This is a genomic window from Mesorhizobium sp. M0698, assembly GCF_040320455.1.
Taxonomy (GTDB): Bacteria; Pseudomonadota; Alphaproteobacteria; order Rhizobiales; family Rhizobiaceae; genus Mesorhizobium.
Genome location: NZ_JAMYPQ010000022.1, coordinates 1 through 20,176 on the forward strand (window position 1 = coordinate 1; position 20,176 = coordinate 20,176).

A 20,176-nucleotide genomic window follows, 5' to 3' on the forward strand; every position below is an offset into this window, starting at 1 on the left:
CACCGGTGAGGATGGCGATGTCTTCCAGCATGGCCTTGCGGCGATCACCGAAGCCCGGCGCCTTGACGGCAGCGATCTTCAGGCCTCCACGCAGCTTGTTGACGACCAGCGTGGCCAGGGCCTCGCCTTCGACATCTTCCGAGATGATGACCAGCGGCTTCGAGGTCTGCACGACGGCCTCGAGGATCGGCAGCATGGCCTGCAGGTTGGAGAGCTTCTTCTCGTGGAGAAGAATGTAGGCGTCTTCCAGATCCGCAACCATCTTCTCGGCGTTGGTGACGAAGTAGGGCGAGAGATAGCCGCGGTCGAACTGCATGCCTTCAACGACTTCAAGCTCGGTCTCGGCGGTCTTTGCTTCCTCGACGGTGATGACGCCCTCATTGCCGACCTTCTGCATCGCTTCCGCGATCATCGAGCCGACCGACACGTCGCCATTGCCGGCGATGGTGCCGACCTGGGCAACCTCTTCCGAGGTCTTGATCTTCTTGGCGTTCTTGATCAGCGTCGCGACGACGTCGGCGACGGCGAGGTCGATGCCGCGCTTGAGGTCCATCGGGTTCATGCCGGCGGCAACCGACTTGTGGCCTTCCTGGACGATCGACTGTGCCAGAACGGTCGCGGTGGTGGTGCCGTCGCCGGCGATGTCGTTGGTCTTCGAAGCAACTTCGCGGACCATCTGCGCGCCCATGTTTTCGAACTTGTCCTCAAGCTCGATTTCCTTGGCGACGGTGACGCCGTCCTTGGTGATGCGCGGTGCGCCGAACGACTTGTCGATGACGACGTTGCGGCCCTTGGGGCCGAGCGTGACCTTCACCGCGTCGGCGAGGATGTTGACGCCGCGCAGCATGCGCTCACGAGCGTCGCGGGAGAATTTTACGTCTTTGGCAGCCATTTTTTACTCCTGGGCATTTCGCCCGAAATTCAGATTGGATGGTGCGGATGAAAGGCGGCGTGTCAGCCGATGACGCCCATGATATCGGCTTCCTTCATGATCAGAAGGTCTTCGCCGTTGAGCTTGACTTCGGTGCCCGACCACTTGCCGAACAGGATGCGGTCACCGGACTTGACGTCCAGCGGGACGAGCTTGCCGACCTCGTCACGGGCGCCGGAACCGACGGCGATGATCTCGCCTTCCTGCGGCTTTTCCTTCGCCGTATCGGGGATGATGATCCCGCCGGCGGTCTTCGCTTCGGACTCGACGCGGCGAACGACCACGCGGTCATGCAGCGGCCGGAAATTCGACTTTGCCATTTTTGGATTTCCTTGGTGCGAATGTTGAACGGTTCTCCGTTGCCGGAGCGTGCTTAGCACTCAGCCGAAGCGAGTGCTAACGCGGCAATGAGATAAGCCGCATGCTCCTGCTAGTCAAGACGGAAGAGCAAAGAGCAAAGAGAAAAGAGCAGACAGCAAAGAGAAGAGAGTAAAGAGCGTGTAAGCATCGAGCCTTTTATGTGAACAATGTCGGGTATCAGACATATATGGGGCGGCTCACCCTTTGTATTTGAGCTTTATTCAGATGGCACGAATGATGCAACGGGTGATGCATTTGATCTCATCCAGAGGCTCGCACGGGGTCGTGCTGCGTCAGCTCGGTCATGTCGAGCTTCAGAAGGCCATTTTGGCATTGGTTCTGTTGCCCTATCGCCATTCATGACCAGTCCTGCGCGCGTGAGCCGGCCGGCTAGATTCCAACCACGAGAGCGCCGCCGCTGAGACCCGCACCCGCCGCCGACAGAAGGATTTTCTCTCCAGGCTGGAATGGCTTCATCTGGTTGGCGAGCGAGAGCGACAGCGGGATCGTCGCGGCCGAAGAGTTGCCGTATTCGGCAATCGTCTTGACAATTGCTTGGTCCGCGATGCCGAGGTTCCTCCCGACCGCGTCGAAAATCCGAGTATTGGCCTGATGCGGCACGAACCGGCCGAGATCGTGTGGCCGCACTCCGGCAGCGGCTAGAGCGCTTGTCGAGCAATCGGTCATCATCTCCACGGCCATTGCGAACACTTCGCGGCCGTCCGTCATCCTCATTCGGGTTTGCGCGAGATCGAGGTCACCGTGGAACGGCTTGTTGCTTCCTCCTGCGGGAATCTGGATCAGCCCGTATCGCGAGCCGTCCGAATCCACCGAGGCACCGAGAATGCCCCGATCAGCATCATCGCACTGACCGATCACCAGGGCGCCGGCGGCATCGGCAAACAGGACCGAGCTTGCGCGCTCGGCTGGATTGATGCGGCGGCTGAGGATGTTGGCGGCGATAACAAGGCTCGCTTTGCCGTGCAGGCGGGTAAATCCGTCCGCGAACATCAGCGCATAGATGAAGCCGGCGCAGGCGCCGGTCAGATCGACAGCGCCGGCGCGGCCCAGCCCCAACCGATGTGCGACCAGGGGCGCGCTGGGCGGCAGGAGGTGATCGGGCGTCGAGGTGGCAAGTAACAGCAGACCGATGTCGTGGCGCGCAATGCCGGCGTTCGCCAAAGCCATGTCGCCGGCTTGCGTGGCCAAGCCAGACAGCGTGTCTTCGTCCGTTGCCCAGAAGCGCGAACGAATTCCGGTGCGCCGCTCGATCCAGCCCGGTTCGAGGCCGAGATTGTTCTCGATTTCGGCATTGGCCACCTTTCGCCCAGGCGCATGATGGCCAAACCCGAGAAGGCGCGACGACCTGCTCATGGCCTCGAACCGAAGCGTTCGCCGGCTTCCTCGATGGCGTCATAGAGCCCGTCCAGCTCCTCGCCGGTGATGCAATAAGGCGGGAGAAGATAGAGGACATTGCCGAGCGGGCGCACAAGGAGCCCGCGCTTGAGGAAAAAAGCGCGCAGTTTCGGGCCGATTTCGGCCAGATAACCGGCTGAGCCGGCGCGAAGATCGAGCGCCGCAATCGTGCCGGTCGTCCGCTTGTCGGTGAAGTAGGGATTGTCGCGAAAGCGTCTAAGCCCGGCGGCCTGCTTCGCGCTCAGGGCCGCGATCCGCTCGGCCACCGGCTCGTCCTGCCAGATCTCGACATTGGCGAGTGCTGCCGCGCAGGCAATCGGATTGGCGGTGTAGGAACTCGAGTGGAAAAAGGTCTTCTTCCTGTCCGTCGAATAGTGAGCCTGGAAGATGGCATCGGTGGCGAGTGTGGCCGCCAGCGGGATGGTGCCACCGGTCAGGCCCTTCGAGGTGCACAGGATATCCGGAGAAATCGATGCCTGCTCGCAGGCGAACATGCTCCCGGTGCGGCCCCAGCCGGTCATCACCTCGTCGGCGATCAGCAGCGTGCCGGAGGCTTCGGCGATCTTCTTCAATCCGGTCAGAACCGAGGCCGGATACATCCGCATGCCGCCGGCGCCAAGCACCAGCGGTTCGATGATCAGCGCGGCGGCGCGCCGGTCGCGGCTGACGGCCTCGAATCTATCCAGCGTTTCCTGCTCGCGGCCGGCGGCCGGGAAGGGAATGGTGTCGACCTCGAACAGCAAGGGTTCGTAGGCGGCGTTGAACACGCCACGGGCACCGACGCTCATCGTGCCGATCGTGTCGCCGTGATAGCTGTGCTCCATGACGACGATGCGCGAGCGCGGCGCGCCGATGTTGCGGAAATAGCCGAGCGCCATCTTCAGCGCGACTTCGACGCTGGTCGAGCCGCTGTCGGAATAGAACACCCAGTCGAGTCCGGCGGGAGCGAGTCCGACAAGCGCCTTGGCCAAGCATTCGGCAGGCTCGTGCGTGAAACCTGCGAAGATGATCTGGTCGAGGCTCGAGGCGGTCGTCTCGATTGCCTTTATAATGCGGGGATGGCGGTGGCCATGTGTGACGACCCACCAGGAGGAAATGGCGTCCAGAATGCGCACGCCATTGGCTTTGTGGAGATAGGCGCCTTCAGTCAGGACGATTTCAGGGATTGCCGGCTCGAGCGCGTGCTGGGTGAAGGGATGCCACACACGGGAATGCGGCATCATTCGCCTCCGGCAATCAAAGCGAGGTCGAAGCCGGCAATCATCGCTTGTCTCAGCGTTTTGTCCGTTAGCGGATCGAGGTGCGGCAGCCTGCCGAGTTGCGGCACGTCGCCGAATTCCACGATCGTCCGTTGCGTATCGGTCATCTCATCGCCGATGAAGGCGATGCCAGCCAGCGGGATAGCGCGCGCCCGCAGGGCCTCGATCGACAGCAGGGTGTGATTGATTGTTCCGAGCGCGGTGCGGGCGCACAGAATGACCGGCAACTGCCATTGCTCGAATATGTCGATGAACCTTGTCCGGCGGTTCAGCGGCACCATCAGCCCGCCGGCGCCTTCGATGACGAGCGGTGTCGGCAGGACCGGAAACGAAAGATCGGCAGCCTCGATCGAAACGTCGTCGATTTCGGCCGAACGATGCGGCGAAAGCGGGCTCTTCAAGCGGTAGGCTTCCGGCAGCACGCGCCCCGACGGCAGCCCGGCAAGTCGCGCAACCGCCTCGCTGTCGGTCTCGCCGTCGAGGCCCGATTGCACCGGCTTCCAGTAGAAGCCGTCAAGCAGGCCGGCAAGCCCGGCCGAAAACACCGTCTTGCCAATTCCGGTGTCTGTTCCGGTGATGACGATGCGCTTGGTCATGTCGCCTCCGGTCATGTCTGCGCCAACACCTCGACGAGCGCCTCGACCATGGCGGAAATGTCGGCTTCGCCTATATTGAGCGTCAGTGAGATGCGCAGCCGCGACGTGCCCTCGGGCACGGTCGGCGGACGAATGCCGCGTATGTCGAAGCCGCGGGCCTGCAGGCGCGCCGCCATTGCCATGGTGCGCCTGACATCGCCGATCACCAAGGGCTGGATCTGAGAGCCACTTGGCATCACACCGCAGCGATCGACCAATTGGCGGCCTGCGAGGGCAACGCGTTCATGCAGCTGAACACGCCGCATAGGCTCGTCGGCGAGCATTGCGAGCGCTTCGCGCGCCGCGACCGCCATCAGCGGCGATGGCGCGGTGGCGTAGATGAATGGCCGGCAACGGTTGATCAGATACTCGCACAGTGTCCTCGGCCCGGTCACGAGCCCACCAGATGCGCCGAGCGCCTTGCCGCAGGTGTGGAGCGCGACGATGTTGTCGCGGCCCTCGAAAGCGGCGGCCAGCCCCCGGCCGTCCGGTCCCCAGACGCCGGTGGCGTGCGCCTCGTCGACGACGAGGAATGCCTCGTGCCGATCGGCAAGCGCGACAAGGCTCTCCAAAGGCGCGCAGTCGCCATCCATGCTGTAAAGGCTTTCCACCGCGATCCAGACGCATCCCATGCCGCCTTCGGCGCGCCAACACGTGATCGCATCCTCGACAGCATCGACGTCGTTGTGCGCGGCCAGCTTGAACTCGGCGCGCCCGGCCTGCGCACCCTCATGCATGCTGGCATGGGCGAGCTCATCGAGGACCAAAAGGTCGCCCTTCTGCGGCAGCGCAGTCAGCAGAGCGAAGTTGGCGATGTAGCCGCTGCCGAAGAATAGCGCGCCGTCGGCTCCAAAGAATGCTGCCGCGTCTGCCTCGAGCTGCTCGTGTTCCGGTGCATTGCCGCGCAACAGCCGCGACCCGGTGGCGCCAACCGGCGTGCCCCGCGCAATCGCCGCCACAACCGCTTCGCCAAGTCTTTTGGAGGCGGCAAGCCCGAGATAGTCGTTCGACGAGAAGTCGAGCCCGGCGCGCGGCTTCAGCGTCCGCAGCCGGTCCTTGCGCGCCAGTCCCTGCAAGGTCGCCTCATAGCGGGCAAGCGGTGCCCCGTTCATTGCGCCTCGAGTTCCATCGGCTCGATGCCGAGGCGCCGGAACAGCAGGGTATCCTTGTCCTCGCCGGGATTGTCCGCCGTCAGCAGCGTGTCGCCGACGAAGATCGAGTTGGCGCCGGCAAAAAAGCACAGCGCCTGCATCTCGTCGGTCATGGCCGTGCGGCCGGCGGAGAGACGGATATGCGATTTCGGCATCATGATGCGCGCCAGCGCGATCACGCGCACGAATTCGATCGGCTCGATGGGCTTGGCGTCGGCAAGCGGGGTGCCGGGGATCGGGATCAGCATGTTGATCGGAACGCTTTGCGGATGTTCCGGCAGGTTGGCCAGCGTCACCAGCATGCCGATCCGGTCCACCGGCTCCTCGCCCATGCCGACAATGCCGCCGCAGCAGACATTGATGCCGGATTGGCGAACGTGCTCGAGCGTCTCGAGCCGCTCCGCAAAGCTCCGCGTGCTGATGATCTCGCTATAGTAGCGTTCCGACGTATCGATGTTGTGGTTGTAAAAGTCGAGACCAGCCTGCTTCAGTCGAGCGGCTTGCTCAAGATCGAGCATGCCGAGCGTCATGCAGGTCTCCATGCCCAGCGCCTTGACGCCTTCGACCATCGCCACCACCGCATCCATGTCGCGCGCCTTGGGGTTTCGCCAGGCCGCGCCCATGCAATAGCGGGTTGCGCCGGCGTCACGCGCTTTCTTCGCCTCGACGATGACGCGCCTGACCTCCATCAGCTTCGACGCCTTCAGGCCGGTCTCGTGATGCGCCGACTGGCTACAATAGCCGCAATCCTCCGGGCATCCGCCCGTCTTGATGCTGAGCAGCCGGCTGAGCTGGACCTTGTTTGGATCGAAATTCTGGCGGTGCACGGTTTGCGCGAGGAAGAGGAGATTGTTGAAGGGGGCATCGTGAAGTGCCTGAGCCTTCTCCAGGGTCCACGCTCCAGGGTCAGGGGATTGAGCCTGTGGCGATGTCTGCGTTGGACTGGCTGTTTGCATGTCCATGCTGTTCTCCGGTTCTGCCTTGCTTTGCTGTCTGATTGACGACGATCGGAAAGGACAGTTGATTCGATCCTGTTCGTTCCTCAGGCAATCATGAGTCCCAATAGTCGAGGCCGATATCCAGGATCGGCGCGCTGTGGGTCAGTCGGCCGACTGAAATCAGATCAACGCCGGTCGCGGCAATCGCTCGCGCTGTATCGGACGTGATCCCGCCAGAAGCCTCGGTGATAGTGCGGCCACCAACGATTGCGACCGCGCGGCGAAGATCGGCGAGGGACATGTTGTCGAGCAGAACCGCATCGGGAGCGAAGCCAAGTACCTCCTCCAACTGGGCCAGCGTATCGACCTCGACTTCGATCTTGACGAGATGACCGGCCCGTCTTCGTGCTCGCTCGAGCGCCGGGCGAACGCCGCCTGCGATGGCGATGTGGTTGTCCTTGATCAGAATTGCGTCGTCGAGGCCGAAACGGTGATTGGATCCGCCACCCGCGCGCACCGCATACTTTTCGACTGCCCTCAATCCGGGCGTCGTCTTGCGCGTGCAGACGATCTTCGCGCCATATCCACGAACCGCAGCGACGATCGATGCCGTTGCTGTAGCGATGCCGCTCAGATGGCACAAAAAATTGAGTGCCGTCCGTTCGGCTGTGAGAATGGCCCGGGCAGGGCCAACCACTGATGCAATGACCTCTCCATCCATGACATTGCAGCCGTCTGCCCGCTCCACCGAAATTTCGACATCAGGATCAATCAAGCGGAAAGCGAGCATCGCCAGATCGAGGCCGGCGACAACTCCGGACTGGCGCGCCGCCAACACGGTTCCCGCTTGGTGTTCCTTCGGGACGATGGCCTCCGTGGTCAAGTCGCCGGCTCTGCCAAGGTCTTCAAGAAGAGCTGCCCTTACAAGCGGCTCAAGCATGACCGTGGGAAGCGGTGAGAGCGTCATCACTTTGCCCCTTCGAGGCTTGGGGAGTTTCCGAGTTCCCGCGCAGCGGCCAAGGCGGCTTCGAGGGTGATTTCGGACCGTCGGGCGACAGTCGCATGATGAGGAAAATCTGTCCGGTAATGAGCGCCGCGGCTTTCTTGGCGCAACAAGGCGGCAACCGCGATCATTAGCCCGACAGCCGCCGCATCCGAGGCCGCGTCCTTGCTTTCGGCGAGCGGCAATAAGGCACGTGCGGCTGCTTTCAAACCTTCACCATCCCGGACGATGCCGAGTGCGCGCGACAGGAAAACACGCACGGGTGTCGGAGCGGGCGATGGGTAAACGTCCGCAAACGCAGGCTTTGTTCTGCGAGCAGGCGTTCCGGCGACACTTTCAGCGACCCAGCGGGCGCACACGACGGCCTCGGTCAAGGAATTGCTGGCGAGCCTGTTGGCGCCATGCAGTCCTGTCGAAGCGACTTCGCCGCAGGCCCACAGCCCCTTGACGGACGTCCTACCGGAGCCGTCCACGGCAACGCCACCCATGTGGTAGTGTTGGGCCGGACGAATGGGGATGAGATCGCGCGCGGGATTGATGCCGGCTCCACGACAGGCTGATGCGATTGTCGGGAAGTGTCGAGCAAATTCCGGGCCAGGCCGTTGCCGCGCGTCGAGAAAAACACGGTGGCCGTTGGCAAGATGGTTCCAGACGGCGCGCGCCAAGACATCACGAGGCGCAAGTTCCGCCCCTGGCACGCTCTGGAGAAAAGCCTGGCCGGTTTCGTCGATCAGGGCAGCACCTTCGCCGCGGACGGCCTCGCTGACCAGCACCATAGGGCGTTCCGGGCCGTCAAGCGCGGTCGGGTGGAACTGGATGAACTCGAGGTCGGCAAGAACAGCTCCAGCGCGGGCCGCAAGCGCCAGGCCCTGTCCGCAACTGCCCCAAGGATTGGTGGTGTCGAGAAACAGTCCCCCGATCCCACCGGTGGCGAGGACGACCCGCCGTGAGCCGAAGAAGACAGGTCCTATCGAACCGCTCGCCCAGACGCCTCGGATCGCGTTCTCTCGCACCGCCAGCCGGCGCGCTTCCGTGCCCTCCACGACAACAATCGACGGAGTGGAACGCACAGCCGCGATCAGGGCACGCATGATTTCACGCCCGGTGCCGTCACCATGCGCATGAACGATGCGACGTCGGCTGTGTGCGGCCTCCAATCCGAGGCACAGTGATCCTTTCGACGTACGGTCGAAGGGAACCCCAAAGCCCGCAAGCCCCTCTATCGCCTTGGGCGCGGCTTGGAGGATGCGGCTCGCCACGTCTGTGTCGCAGAGACCATCCCCGGCGGCAAGCGTATCGGCCAGGTGCAGTTCCGGATCGTCGTCTTCGCCGAAACTTGCAGCCAGACCACCCTGTGCCCAGGTGCTCGAATTGTCAGCTCCCAGTAGCGTCCTGGACAGAAGAAGCACCGGCTCCGGCGCCAGTTGAAGCGCCGTCATCAGTCCGGCGATGCCGCCGCCGATGATGATGGGCCGCCCGAAGAAGCTGCGGATATCGGCGCTCAAATTGCCAGCATCCGTTCGACCGCAAGCCGCGCGCGCCCGGCGATCCCGGGTTCGATGGTTACGACATGGTGGTTCTGCTCGAGCGCCGTGCGGATGTTGGCAAGCGTGATCCGCTTCATGTGCGGGCACAAATTGCAGGGCCGGATGAACTCGACCTCTGGGTGCGCTAACGCGACGTTGTCGCTCATCGAGCATTCCGTCATCAGCACGACACGTGGCGGCCTTTGCCTTTCGACATAGTCGGACATGGCAGCGGTCGAGCCGGAAAAATCTGCTTCAGCCACGACGTCGGGCGGGCATTCGGGATGCGCGAGCACGATCACGCCGGGATGGCTTTCGCGCAACTCGCGGATGTCGGCCGGTGTAAAGCGCTCATGCACCTCGCAATGCCCTTTCCAGGCGATGATCTGCACATCGGTCTGGGCGGCGATATTCTGGGCCAGATATTCGTCCGGCAACATGATCACCTGGGGAACGCCAAGGGATTGGACGACCGCCTTGGCGTTGCCGGATGTACAGCAGATATCCGACTCGGCTTTCACTTCGGCCGACGTGTTGACATAAGTGATGATCGGCACGCCGGGATAACGCTGGCGCATCAAGCGCACGTCTTCTGCCGTGATCGATTCCGCCAACGAGCATCCGGCGCTGAGATCCGGAATGAGCACGGTCTTGTCCGGATTAAGGAGCTTGGCCGTTTCGGCCATGAAATGCACGCCGGCCAGCACGATGACTTGCGCCTCGATCGTCGCAGCCGTGCGGGCCAGTGCCAAGCTGTCGCCGACGATGTCGGCCACGCAATGGAAGATCTCGGGGGTCTGATAGTTGTGCGCCAGGATGATGGCGTTGCGCTCGCGCTTCAGTGCAAGGATCGCCTCGATATCCTCGACGAAAGCCGGCCATTCAATCGGCGGGATCACTCGTCGGACGCGCTCGTAGAGAAACGCGGCCGTAGGCAGCATGGCGCTCATCGACCCCTCCAGCTTATACTCTAGTTGAAAATAACCAGCATATACTTGCTGTGAGTATAAGGGATGTCAACCCCGCGCCAGCGGCAATTTTGTCCCGGCGATGACCCTCTCGTCGAGAGCGGCGTGGCGGAACCGGTAAAGCTTCGCTGGCCGGCCGCCGGTCTCCGTGGTGGCCTCTCCGGTCTCTTCGACCAGCTCCTGCTGCTCGATCAGGCGGCGAAAGTTCGGCTTGTGGATGAGCCTGCCGGCGAGCGCCTCCACGGTTCGCTGCAGCTGCAAAAGCGTGAAGACCGGCGGCATCAGCTCAAAGACGACCGGCCGGTATTTGATCTTGGAGCGCAGCCGCGCAATGCCGGTCGCCACGATGCGGCGATGATCGGCGACCATAGACTTGCTGGGCACCAGCGGAGGCGGCGTCGCGTCCCGTCCGCTTCCGGCCTCTTGGACCAGGCCTGCTTCGTAGACCAACTCATAGCGTTGAAGCGTGAGTTCCTCGTTCCAAAGGCGGTCGTCGAAGCCGAAGGCTATCGTCGCCCGCTGCCAGCGTTCACGTCGCGCGGCCGCGTCGCTGACGCCGTCTGCCCATTCAATCAGGCGCGGTCGCAGAACGTCCAGCACGACCGGAGGCGTGCCGGAGCGGTGGTCCTCCCATGGAAAATATTCATACCAACTCTGCCAGCCGCACTTGGGCGAGCCAGCTGCCTGTTCCTTGCGGGTCAATGCGAGATAGCTGATGGAGATGACGCGTTGCTGGCGCTCGGCGCCGATGCGATCCCGATCCGCGAAGGTGTAGAGTTGCTCAATATACCCCAGCGGATGGCCGGTCTGCTGCTCGACCCACCCCCTCAAACCGGATTGCAGCGATCGGTGCTCAAGCGCAAATGGTCCGGAGGGCAGGGTGTCCGCCTGGCCGATGGTGAGGACACAGGGTTCACTGTCGTTTACGGCGACGACAAAGGCGATCAGGTCCACTTTGACTTCGTCGGCCTTGACGGCGGCTCTGTCTTTCCTGGGTCCTATTGCCTGATCGTCCATGTTCGCGAAAGTGGTTGGCCAGCTCGGGGGCGCCTGAATCGATTTAAGTGTAAGCGCGCCTGTCCGCACGTCAACACCGCACAGCTGCACGGCCATTTTTTAGCTCTTCGCACTTGCACAAAAATGTGGCAAACGCGACACCCGCGGTTGGTAACGTTGGGGAAGGAGGGTCCATTGAGTGCGTTTGGTGACACCAAGGCGATTACACCGCCGGATATTCGTTCGCGTAAAGGTGGGACGCCGCTCGTCTGCCTCACCGCCTACACGACCCCAGTCGCCCGGCTTGTCGATCCCCATTGCGATGTGGTGCTGGTCGGCGACAGCGTCGGCATGGTTCTGCACGGCCTGCCCTCGACGCTCGGTGTGACGCTGGAGATGATGATCACGCACGGCCAGGCCGTGCGCCGTGGCCTCGAGCAGGCGCTGATGGTGGTCGACCTGCCGTTCGGTTCCTTCGAGGAAAGCCCCGAGCAGGCTTTCCGCAATGCCGCGCGCGTCATGGCCGAGACCGGCTGCGCGGCCGTCAAGCTCGAAGGCGGCGAAACGATGGCAGAGACGATCGGCTTCCTCGCCGCGCGCGGCGTGCCGGTCATGGCCCATGTCGGCTTGACGCCGCAGGCGATCAACACCATCGGTGGCTACCGCGTGCAGGGCAGAGGCGGGGATGCCGAGCGCATCAGGCGCGACGCGCTTGCGGTGAGCGAAGCGGGCGCCTTTGCGGTCGTGCTGGAGAAGGTTCCCGAGGCGCTCGCCCGCCGGATCACCGGGGAGGTGGCGACCCCGACCATTGGCATCGGTGCCTCGGCAGCCTGTGACGGCCAGATTCTCGTCGTCGACGACATGCTGGGCCTCTTCGGCGACTTCCGGCCCAAATTCGTCAAGCGCTATGCTGAACTGGGGGAGGCCGCTGCGGCTGCGATCGCGGCCTATGCGCGGGAAGTGAAGGAGCGCCAGTTTCCGGCCGCCGAGCACGTGTTTGCCGATGCGCCCAAGCCCACCGACGCGGACGGCACCAAGAGCGGAGAAGCAGCGTGAGCGTGCCGATTGTCAGGAGCGTTGCCCAGCTTCGCGAAATTGTCGCCGCATGGCGCCGCGAGGGCGTGAGGATTGCCGTCGTGCCAACGATGGGTGTCCTGCATGAGGGCCATCTCAGCCTGGTGCGCGCGGCACTCGTGAAGGCCGACCGGGTGATCGTGACGCTCTTCGTCAACCCGAAGCAATTCAACAGCCAGGCCGATCTCGCCGCGTATCCGAGCACCGAGGACGAGGATGCCGCCAAACTGGCACCGCTTGGCGCGCACCTGCTTTATGCGCCGGATGCAGAGGAGATGTATCCGGCGGCCTTCGCCACGACCGTTTCGGTGTCCGGTGTCAGCGAGGGCCTGTGCGGTGCCTTCCGGCCGGGACATTTCGATGGCGTGGCGACCGTCGTCGCCAAGCTCTTCCTGCAGACCAGCGCTGACTTCGGCTTCTTTGGCGAAAAGGACTTTCAGCAGCTTCAGCTAGTCAGGCGTATGGCCCGGGACCTGGATATTCCAATCACCATTGTTCCTTGTCCGACAGTCCGCGAAGCCGACGGTCTTGCACTATCATCGCGCAATGTCCGGCTCTCGCCAGCAGAGCGTGCTGTTGCCCCCAAGCTCCCATCGGTATTGCTCCAGACGGCTGAGCGGCTTGCCCGCGGCTCGCCCGTCCTGCCAACGCTTGCCGATGCGCGCGCAGCAATTCTGGCTGCGGGCTATCGCGAGGTCGAATACCTGGAACTTCGCGACGAGGCAGATCTGCGACCGATGACAAGCCTTGACCGACCGGCACGCTTGCTTGTCGCGGCCTGGCTCGGCGGCACACGGCTCATAGACAACGTCAGAATATCACGGGTTTCAACAGATTAACGGGGTTCTCGGCACGCGCTGTATCCGTCCGGGGATCGTTTAAAACAAGGTCTCTGCCTGGCATCGAGCGATCACGGAGGTTACGCAAAGCGCAAATGCATCGCGTGTTTGAGAACTTCGTCGAGCAACTGTCTGCGAGTGTTGATGCTGCCGATCTCCGTGAGGCAATGGCATCCGCTGCAGCCGGCTTCGATTTTCCGCTATTCGCCTACTTCACTTACCCGTCGGCCCCCGGCGACGCCCCGCAATTGATCTCAAACTATCCTTCATCCTGGACATCACGTTATCTGCAACAGCGGTACCACAGTCTTGATCCGGTCATCCTGCGCGGGCTGCAAGGCTGGGATACCTTCGATTGGGGTGTGGATCGCGCTCGGCACTGTCTGCCGAATTCGCAGCAACAAATTCTGGAGAGTGCGGCTGAGTTTGGCATCCGCGGCGGCCTGACGATATCCATGCATGATCATCGCGGCCGGTTTGCTGCCCTGACCTTTGCTTCCGACGAGTCCCGCCCGCCTCTGTTGCGGTCACTGACACGTTACGAAAAAGCATTGCAGCTGGTGGCCATCAACTTTCATAGCCATGTCCGGCGCAGGCTCGCCGACGATCGCGTGGTGGACGGTGTAACGCTCACCCCGCGGGAGTTCGAGTGCCTGAAATGGGCGGCGCGCGGCAAGTCGGCTTGGGTTATCAGCCAGCTTCTCGGCGTCTCAAAGCGCACCGTGACCTTTCATCTGGAAAACGCCAAGGCAAAGCTTGGCGTTCGAACGATCAACCAGGCCGTTGCACGACTGGCTGCCTCCGGCCAGGCGAGATCCTGATTCGTCGGCCACGATAGCTGTAAACCTCTACAGGCTGCATCGCTGCCGGCTTTGCCCTTCGATGGCGGGAACACATCCCGCACGGAGGCGACCATGATGCAGCTGATAACACCAGACCTTTACGACGAGTTCGCAAGCGAGCTCAAAGAGATGCACGGGCTCAGGTTTCGGGTGTTCAAGGAAAGGCTCGATTGGGAAGTTGATACCGAAGACCAGATGGAAACAGACCCGTTTGATGGTCTGAAGCCTGTCTATCTGCTCCTCAAGGGATCCGACTGGCGAATTCGCGGTTGCGTGCGTCTTTTGCCCAGCACCGGACCCACAATGTTGCGCGACACGTTCCCGGTGCTGCTGGGTGCTGACGTCGTGCCCTCGACTGCCGACATATGGGAGAGCAGTCGTTTCGCGCTCGATCTCCCTCCGTCGGCGCCCAAGGCAGCGGGCGGGCTGGCCCAGGCAACCTACGAGCTCTTCGCGGGCATGATCGAGTTCGGCTTGGCCAAGGATCTGACCCGGATAGTAACGGTGACGGACACGCGCATGGAACGGATCCTTCGCCTCGCGACGTGGCCATTGTCGCGCATCGGACAACCCAAGTCCGTCGGCAAAACGGAGGGGGTGGCCGGGTTTCTCGAGATTTCCCACGCGAGCCTTTTGCGCATCCGCAGCAGGGGACGTCTGAGCGGACCGGTGCTGTGGCAACCGGTTCTAGGCCCGTCGGCATTGTGGACACCTGAGCCGTGAAGCGTGCTGGTCTGCCCAAGGAAGCGACGGTCGGTCTTGAATGCTGGCCGGACTGGCGTCGTCACGAAGCTTACCATTACGCCAGACGATTGCCACGCACTGCCTGGGCCTGGGAGTTTCTTCGGCGCAATCCACAATTCCAGCGCGACCACGCCAAAATGGCACCGTCCGCCTGCATTGTCGGAGCCCAGGCCGACATGAAGATAATCGAGTTGACGACAGGATCATCTTTCCTAAGACAATGGAGCCTCCTTTTTCGCGGACGCGCCACAGTCGGACGCTACGTCGGCAAGGGTCTTTTGGGATCCGCGCGACTGCGCCCGTATTCTACGGGCGGCCGCGGAGCCGGTTGGGCTCGACCACGGTTTTGAACCGCTTGACCTTTTTTCGCTCTCATGCTGCAAGGACATCCTGCTGACGCCTGCCGGCGTGCAGCACGTGCTGCTGAGGGAGGACTGCCGGAGTCTGCAGATCGCCCTTTCCGGTGCATCCGTTCTCCGCCCGTTGCGGCTATATGTCGACGCGATCGTGCAGCCGCAGCACCTGAAGTTCCATGTCGCTGCCCTTCAGTTCCTGAGCGACATCAATGGTTGCGGCCGCCTGGCAGCTGCTTGCTTTCCGCCGGAACCCCGCGGAGCGCGTCTGCGGATCGTGCTCCAGGCTTTGGATGGCTCGCTTGCGGGAGCATCTCATCAGGAGATCGCCATTGCCCTGTTCGGGAGACGCCGTGTCGAAGAAGATTGGTCTCATCCAGGTAGCCATCTTCGCGATCAGGTGCGTCGCGCCATCCAACGTGGCCGCTACCTGATGAGCGGCGGCTATAGACAGTTCCTGATGTAATTCGGGTGCCAGCTTGGTGATTGTCTTGTTAGAAAACGCGCAGGCATCATCTCCATTTCTCACTGCTATTGTGCCTTGTACAAAACGTAACACGCGCCTAGTTCTTCCGCTGCGGGAATCGGGTTTGAGTAATACGGACGAAGCACTGAGAACCAAGGCTTTTGTGATAGTGCATTCATGCCCCGAGAATCCTGATGACCGTTACGAACCCCCAGAAAGCCGGCGCTGACTGAAACGGTCGCTGAACGTGCTCTGTGGCGTGCGCCGCCTGACTCTCGGTTTCGGCCATGCCGACTAACAGCGTATTGATAGGCCATCGCGGGCTAAGCTCTACCGGCGAAAGCCGCGTCAAACTGGCAGGCAATCAGAAACTTGATCGGCGGCGACGATGATTATGATCAACGTGACGAACACGTGAATCATGCCGACGGCGCCGACGTTGCCGATGATGATGATGCCGATCATGCGTCGCTGACGCTGCCTAACTACAGTGCTTGTGATCATGCCGATCACCGCGTGATCATGAGCGGCGGCGGTCCGTGGTCAGGTGCGTAGCCGGGATGGTTCGCGCATGGCCGATTGTTCCTTCGTGCCGCGGGGTGTGGGCTTGCGTTCGGGCATGAGGGCGTCAGGCGCAACGAGAAGTTAGATCAGGGCCCACAAACGCGACTCATCCATGGGGTGGATGATAGTTATCCCTACAATCAATTGTACCAATATTACCGAATACTACTACAAGGTTCCCAATGAACGCGGCCGGATGGGTATCCGTCTCGCGTGGGCTGAAGCTGCCGGCAAGAATGGGGAGACGAACATGTGCGGGATTGTTGGCATCGTTGGGCAACAGCCGGTGTCGGATCGGTTAGTCGACGCATTGAAGCGTTTGGAATATCGCGGCTATGATTCCGCCGGCGTTGCGACGATCACCGAAGGTGCCTTGCACCGCCGGCGCGCCGAGGGCAAGCTCGTCAATCTCGAGAGGAGACTGAAGGAAGAGCCACTGAGCGGCAACATCGGCATCGGCCACACGCGTTGGGCAACCCATGGGGCCTCGACGGAACGCAATGCGCACCCGCACTTTACCGACGGTGTCGCCGTCGTCCATAACGGGATCATCGAGAATTTCACCGAGCTGAAGGACGAATTGGCGGCGGCTGGCGCCGAGTTCCAGACCGACACCGACACCGAGGTCGTCGCGCATCTCTTGGCAAGACACCGCCGGGAGGGCATGAGGCGGCAAGAGGCGATGCGTGCCATGCTGAAACGCGTCAGGGGCGCCTATGCGCTTGCCGTCCTCTTCGAAGATGATCCGTCGACCATCATGGCGGCGCGCAACGGACCACCGCTGGCGATCGGTCACGGCGACGGCGAGATGTTCCTGGGCTCCGACGCGATCGCGCTCGCTCCCTTCACCAATGAAATTACCTATCTCATCGAGGGCGACTGGGCCGTTGTCGGCAATTCGGGCGCCCATATCTTCGATTTCGACGGCCACCCCGTCGAGCGTCCGCGCCATACCTCCACGGCCGCGGCCGATCTGGCCAGCAAGGGCAATCATCGCCACTTCATGGAGAAGGAAATCTGCGAGCAGCCCGAAGTCATCGCCCATGCTCTCCGTCACTATAGCAACATCATAGAGAATCGCGCCGACATGGTTTCTGGCATCGATTTCGCCAGGATCCCGAGCTTGGCGATCTCGGCCTGCGGGACCGCCTATCTCGCCGGACTGATCGGAAAATACTGGTTCGAGCGCTACGCGCGCCTGACGGTTGAAATCGACGTTGCGTCCGAATTCCGTTACCGCGAGATCCCGTTGTCGCCGCAGTCGGCGGCTCTTTTCATTTCGCAGTCCGGCGAAACCGCCGATACGCTCGCATCGTTGAGGTACTGCAAGGAGCGTGGGCTGAAAATTGGCGCTATCGTCAATGCCTGCGAATCGACCATCGCTCGGGAGGCCGATGCGGTCTTCCCGATCCTTGCCGGACCGGAGATCGGCGTCGCCTCCACCAAGGCGTTTACCTGCCAGCTTGCCGTTCTAGCCGCACTCGCCATCGGCGCCGCCAGAGCCCGCGGGACCGTAACCGAAGACGAGCTGCAGGCGCTCGTCAGGAGCCTCGCCGAAGTGCCGCGCGTCATGGGCCAGGTACTCAACAGCATCCAGCCGGAGATCGAGTTCCTGTCGCGCGAACTGTCAAAGTGTCGTGACGTCCTGTATCTCGGCCGTGGCACCAGTTTCCCGCTAGCGATGGAAGGTGCGCTGAAGCTCAAGGAGATTTCCTACATCCATGCCGAGGGCTATGCGGCGGGTGAATTGAAGCACGGTCCGATCGCATTGATAGACGACAACATGCCAGTGATCGTCATCGCGCCCCATGATCGCTTTTTCGACAAGACCGTCTCCAACATGCAGGAAGTGGCTGCCCGTGGAGGGCGGATTATCCTCATCACCGATGAAAAAGGGGCCGCCGCATCGAAACTCGACACTATGCACACGCTCGTGCTGCCGGCTGTCGACGAGATTATCGCGCCGATGATCTTCTCGCTGCCGATACAGCTTCTTGCCTACCACACGGCGCTCTTCATGGGCACAGATGTAGACCAGCCGCGCAATCTCGCAAAATCGGTCACGGTCGAATGATTGCGAACCTTTATAGGTGGCGATGCTCGTCCATCGAAAGCGCTACCCCCTGTCTGGATCCGAAGCCCGGATGAACCAGATGACCATTGCTTGCTGCAATTTCGGGAAACTCGCCGTCGCCGCATCATGACAATCGCCATCCTTTTTTCGGCCGGTCGGGCGATTGCACAGGGCAGCCGGATCGAGCTTGCTCAAGCCGACGTCAGCACAAAAGCGCGCGGCCCTTTCGGCTGTTTCCTCGGGCGCCCCATCCTTTCGGTCTCCGAACAAGCATCGGCGGCTTAAAAAATTTCGTTAACAGCGTTGATCGATGTGTGATTCAAGCACAAGCGCGTCTTTCGCTGCATCGGCGGTGGAAATTGGTCGAAGGTATCAGCGTCCGCGAGGCTGGGTGGACGGTGCCGCGAATAGCCACTGGAGGCGTCAGGGGGAGTTCGAGTTGCTGTTCAAGAAAGCCATCGGCGAGAGTGAGTCGTGTAGGATCGCAGGTCGAATGCGCTACAGCCGATCAGGCCATCTCAGGGTGGGCAGGTTCTTAGAACTTGATCAGAAGCAGGTGAGCCGCCATATTCCGACCCGGCTGCCAATTTCAAGTGGCCCATTCCATGGATGAGGCCGGTCCGGCCGAATGGACGTCCATTTTTTTGATTTGCTGGGTGTGCGCCAGGGTCGGGGAGGAAATCTCCCGATTTGTCAGGCGCTCCCATCTTCTTGGAGATGTTTATGAAGGATTCGCGCATTCCCGAGCCAGTCTTGACGGCTATGTCGCAGGGGACCCACATCATCCGCGCTTATCGTGAGCACCTTGGGTATTCAATCGAGGACCTCGCGGTGGCGTGCGGGCTTGCCGCTGAGGAAATCCAAAACATCGAGCGGGGTGTGAGGTACAACAAGGGCTATCGGGATCGGATAGCAAGATCGCTGTCCATACCTGTGGGAATTCTTGAGGCAGAGGCGGACATATCGGACGCCGCCTGATCAGTCGGATAATCTGCAATGGGTGGAAGACCGCTCTTGTGATGTGAAGTTTGCGGCTGATAGTCGTCGCTTGATTCCGTTGGACGCGAATGCCTTCTGGCGCAGTACCGCCAAGAGAATTCTCGTCCACTGTCCGATGGAACTGCACACGGGCTCGCCGAACAGGAAGTTGGAACGCTTCGTCATGCTGTCTTAGGCGATATAGCCGCCCGGAGTGCTGCGACACGTGCACGATAGCATCGGCTCGCGACGATGGATTGCTAACAGCGAACTCATGCTGGTCGGCAAGGCGATACTGGCTGGAGCATCAACTCGGCCGACGAGAGTGGCCCCCCATCCTGGACTAGGCAGGATCGGCCGACATGGCCGGCATCGCGCGCCGCTCTGAAAAGAGCACAGCGGGCATCCAGACGCTGCCGGGTTGACTATGGGTGTCGGAACAGCAAAAAGGGGCCGCTCTTCATGAGTGGCGTGCGCCGGCAGTCTAACCCCAAGCCCCCCCGCCAGGCTGCCGGCGCGCTTCTAGGAACATCGAGGTAGGGCACTACGCTTCCTTGTCCGACTACGCCTCGATCAGATCCCGAGCAGCCAGCCAGTGTCCGACCGTCGCTTGCGCCTCTGCCCGCTGAGCCTTGTGCTTCCTCCAGCGAGTCAAGCCGATCACCATGGGTGTCGCCAGTTCTGGTGCTCACCCATGTGCCATTTGCGATCTCGTGTCGGTGAGAGCACCGCAAGCACCTCCCCTGCTACGGCAAGGCGGCTTGCGTCGCCCGTGTTGTTACTATTCTTCGCTGTGATCGGAGTTTTTTCGTGGCTTCGGAATCGGGACATTCGGCTTTGCAAAAAAATAGGCCGTCGTGGTCGATCGTCACGCCCCCGAGTTCGGCGGCACGATGGAATGACAACGGCAGCGCAAGCTCCATTTGCGCGAGGGGCTCGTCCCTTCAAATACTTGATGCATTTGCGCTTTGCGTCCTCCGTGCATGTTGCTCGATGCCAGGCGGAGACCTCTGTCTAAACGATCGCGCATCGATGCAACGCCCGCGCGTTGATCGCCAT

20 protein-coding genes are annotated in these 20,176 nt (G+C 61.8%); 9 read left to right on the top strand and 11 right to left on the bottom strand.

Annotation, left to right across the window (positions count from 1 at the left end; genetic code table 11):
• The 11 genes from groEL to NKI16_RS28875 all read right to left on the bottom strand — a co-directional run.
• The coding region (groEL, locus tag NKI16_RS28825; protein ID WP_352924038.1) for a chaperonin GroEL at positions 1-892 on the bottom strand (892 nt) is incomplete at its 3' end.
• 62 nt (positions 893-954) lie between these two features.
• Positions 955-1,251 (bottom strand): co-chaperone GroES, encoded by a 297-nt coding sequence (gene groES / locus NKI16_RS28830; RefSeq protein ID WP_352692538.1) that lies wholly within the window; start codon positions 1,249-1,251, stop codon positions 955-957.
• Between the two features lie 430 nt (positions 1,252-1,681).
• A complete protein-coding gene (bioZ, locus tag NKI16_RS28835) occupies positions 1,682-2,665 on the bottom strand; it encodes a 3-oxopimeloyl-[acyl-carrier-protein] synthase BioZ (RefSeq protein WP_352788662.1) in 984 nt (327 codons plus the stop codon).
• Positions 2,662-3,927: an adenosylmethionine--8-amino-7-oxononanoate transaminase gene (locus NKI16_RS28840; protein ID WP_023679598.1), complete on the bottom strand. Its 1,266-nt coding sequence runs from the start codon at positions 3,925-3,927 to the stop codon at positions 2,662-2,664. The genes bioZ and NKI16_RS28840 overlap by 4 nt, the downstream gene beginning before the upstream one ends.
• The gene (gene bioD, locus NKI16_RS28845; protein WP_023679599.1) at positions 3,927-4,562 is read right to left on the bottom strand and encodes a dethiobiotin synthase; all 636 of its coding nucleotides are present in this window, start codon (positions 4,560-4,562) and stop codon (positions 3,927-3,929) included. The genes NKI16_RS28840 and bioD overlap by 1 nt, the downstream gene beginning before the upstream one ends.
• A gap of 11 nt (positions 4,563-4,573) precedes the next feature.
• On the bottom strand, positions 4,574-5,713 hold the full coding sequence (locus NKI16_RS28850) for an 8-amino-7-oxononanoate synthase (protein WP_352788665.1): 1,140 nt from the start codon (positions 5,711-5,713) through the stop codon (positions 4,574-4,576).
• On the bottom strand, positions 5,710-6,708 hold the full coding sequence (gene bioB, locus NKI16_RS28855) for a biotin synthase BioB (protein WP_352788701.1): 999 nt from the start codon (positions 6,706-6,708) through the stop codon (positions 5,710-5,712). The genes NKI16_RS28850 and bioB overlap by 4 nt, the downstream gene beginning before the upstream one ends.
• Before the next feature lie 94 nt (positions 6,709-6,802).
• Positions 6,803-7,657 (bottom strand): carboxylating nicotinate-nucleotide diphosphorylase, encoded by an 855-nt coding sequence (gene nadC, locus NKI16_RS28860; RefSeq protein WP_352643785.1) that lies wholly within the window; start codon positions 7,655-7,657, stop codon positions 6,803-6,805.
• Positions 7,657-9,198: an L-aspartate oxidase gene (locus NKI16_RS28865; protein ID WP_352854303.1), complete on the bottom strand. Its 1,542-nt coding sequence runs from the start codon at positions 9,196-9,198 to the stop codon at positions 7,657-7,659. Before NKI16_RS28865 ends, nadC begins: the two co-directional genes overlap by 1 nt.
• Complete coding sequence (nadA, locus tag NKI16_RS28870; protein WP_352625280.1) at positions 9,195-10,169, bottom strand: quinolinate synthase NadA; 975 nt, start codon at positions 10,167-10,169, stop codon at positions 9,195-9,197. The genes NKI16_RS28865 and nadA overlap by 4 nt, the downstream gene beginning before the upstream one ends.
• Positions 10,170-10,235: 66 nt before the next feature.
• The gene (locus NKI16_RS28875) at positions 10,236-11,204 is read right to left on the bottom strand and encodes an NUDIX hydrolase (protein ID WP_352625301.1); all 969 of its coding nucleotides are present in this window, start codon (positions 11,202-11,204) and stop codon (positions 10,236-10,238) included.
• A 174-nt stretch (positions 11,205-11,378) separates the two neighbouring features.
• Here NKI16_RS28875 and panB point away from each other — a divergent pair, with 174 nt between their 5' ends.
• The 9 genes from panB to NKI16_RS28920 all read left to right on the top strand — a co-directional run bounded on the left by panB (position 11,379) and on the right by NKI16_RS28920 (position 19,117).
• Positions 11,379-12,239 (top strand): 3-methyl-2-oxobutanoate hydroxymethyltransferase, encoded by an 861-nt coding sequence (panB, locus tag NKI16_RS28880; protein ID WP_352625282.1) that lies wholly within the window; start codon positions 11,379-11,381, stop codon positions 12,237-12,239.
• Positions 12,236-13,096 carry a pantoate--beta-alanine ligase gene (panC, locus tag NKI16_RS28885; RefSeq protein WP_352625284.1) on the top strand — a complete coding sequence of 287 codons (861 nt, stop codon included), beginning with the start codon at positions 12,236-12,238 and terminating at the stop codon, positions 13,094-13,096. The genes panB and panC overlap by 4 nt, the downstream gene beginning before the upstream one ends.
• 95 nt (positions 13,097-13,191) lie before the next feature.
• Positions 13,192-13,917, top strand: a complete 726-nt coding sequence (locus NKI16_RS28890) for a LuxR family transcriptional regulator (protein ID WP_352625286.1) — start codon at positions 13,192-13,194, stop codon at positions 13,915-13,917.
• 93 nt (positions 13,918-14,010) lie between these two features.
• A complete protein-coding gene (locus NKI16_RS28895; protein WP_352625288.1) occupies positions 14,011-14,661 on the top strand; it encodes an acyl-homoserine-lactone synthase in 651 nt (216 codons plus the stop codon).
• Positions 14,658-15,032, top strand: coding sequence for a transcriptional regulator domain-containing protein (locus NKI16_RS28900; RefSeq protein ID WP_352625290.1), 375 nt, complete (start codon positions 14,658-14,660; stop codon positions 15,030-15,032). Before NKI16_RS28895 ends, NKI16_RS28900 begins: the two co-directional genes overlap by 4 nt.
• Positions 15,033-15,312: 280 nt before the next feature.
• The gene (locus NKI16_RS34130; protein ID WP_502894601.1) at positions 15,313-15,501 is read left to right on the top strand and encodes a DUF2285 domain-containing protein; all 189 of its coding nucleotides are present in this window, start codon (positions 15,313-15,315) and stop codon (positions 15,499-15,501) included.
• Positions 15,502-15,873: 372 nt separating this feature from the next.
• A complete protein-coding gene (locus NKI16_RS28910; protein ID WP_352625292.1) occupies positions 15,874-16,056 on the top strand; it encodes a hypothetical protein in 183 nt (60 codons plus the stop codon).
• A gap of 259 nt (positions 16,057-16,315) precedes the next feature.
• Positions 16,316-18,139, top strand: a complete 1,824-nt coding sequence (gene glmS / locus NKI16_RS28915) for a glutamine--fructose-6-phosphate transaminase (isomerizing) (protein ID WP_023679615.1) — start codon at positions 16,316-16,318, stop codon at positions 18,137-18,139.
• A 723-nt stretch (positions 18,140-18,862) separates the two neighbouring features.
• Positions 18,863-19,117, top strand: a complete 255-nt coding sequence (locus tag NKI16_RS28920; protein ID WP_031212627.1) for a helix-turn-helix domain-containing protein — start codon at positions 18,863-18,865, stop codon at positions 19,115-19,117.
• Positions 19,118-20,176 lie beyond the last annotated feature (1,059 nt).

What these genes read in the sequence shown, in the direction of transcription:
- NKI16_RS28890 (WP_352625286.1), top strand. Translation starts at nt 13,192, where the DNA reads ATGCATCGCGTGTTTGAGAACTTCGTCGAGCAACTGTCTGCGAGTGTT.
- bioD (WP_023679599.1), bottom strand. Translation starts at nt 4,562, where the DNA reads ATGACCAAGCGCATCGTCATCACCGGAACAGACACCGGAATTGGCAAG.
- NKI16_RS28850 (WP_352788665.1), bottom strand. Translation starts at nt 5,713, where the DNA reads ATGAACGGGGCACCGCTTGCCCGCTATGAGGCGACCTTGCAGGGACTG.
- NKI16_RS28920 (WP_031212627.1), top strand. Translation starts at nt 18,863, where the DNA reads ATGAAGGATTCGCGCATTCCCGAGCCAGTCTTGACGGCTATGTCGCAG.
- groES (WP_352692538.1), bottom strand. Translation starts at nt 1,251, where the DNA reads ATGGCAAAGTCGAATTTCCGGCCGCTGCATGACCGCGTGGTCGTTCGC.
- NKI16_RS28840 (WP_023679598.1), bottom strand. Translation starts at nt 3,927, where the DNA reads ATGCCGCATTCCCGTGTGTGGCATCCCTTCACCCAGCACGCGCTCGAG.
- glmS (WP_023679615.1), top strand. Translation starts at nt 16,316, where the DNA reads ATGTGCGGGATTGTTGGCATCGTTGGGCAACAGCCGGTGTCGGATCGG.
- NKI16_RS28875 (WP_352625301.1), bottom strand. Translation starts at nt 11,204, where the DNA reads ATGGACGATCAGGCAATAGGACCCAGGAAAGACAGAGCCGCCGTCAAG.
- NKI16_RS28895 (WP_352625288.1), top strand. Translation starts at nt 14,011, where the DNA reads ATGATGCAGCTGATAACACCAGACCTTTACGACGAGTTCGCAAGCGAG.
- bioB (WP_352788701.1), bottom strand. Translation starts at nt 6,708, where the DNA reads ATGCAAACAGCCAGTCCAACGCAGACATCGCCACAGGCTCAATCCCCT.
- nadA (WP_352625280.1), bottom strand. Translation starts at nt 10,169, where the DNA reads ATGAGCGCCATGCTGCCTACGGCCGCGTTTCTCTACGAGCGCGTCCGA.
- nadC (WP_352643785.1), bottom strand. Translation starts at nt 7,657, where the DNA reads ATGACGCTCTCACCGCTTCCCACGGTCATGCTTGAGCCGCTTGTAAGG.
- bioZ (WP_352788662.1), bottom strand. Translation starts at nt 2,665, where the DNA reads ATGAGCAGGTCGTCGCGCCTTCTCGGGTTTGGCCATCATGCGCCTGGG.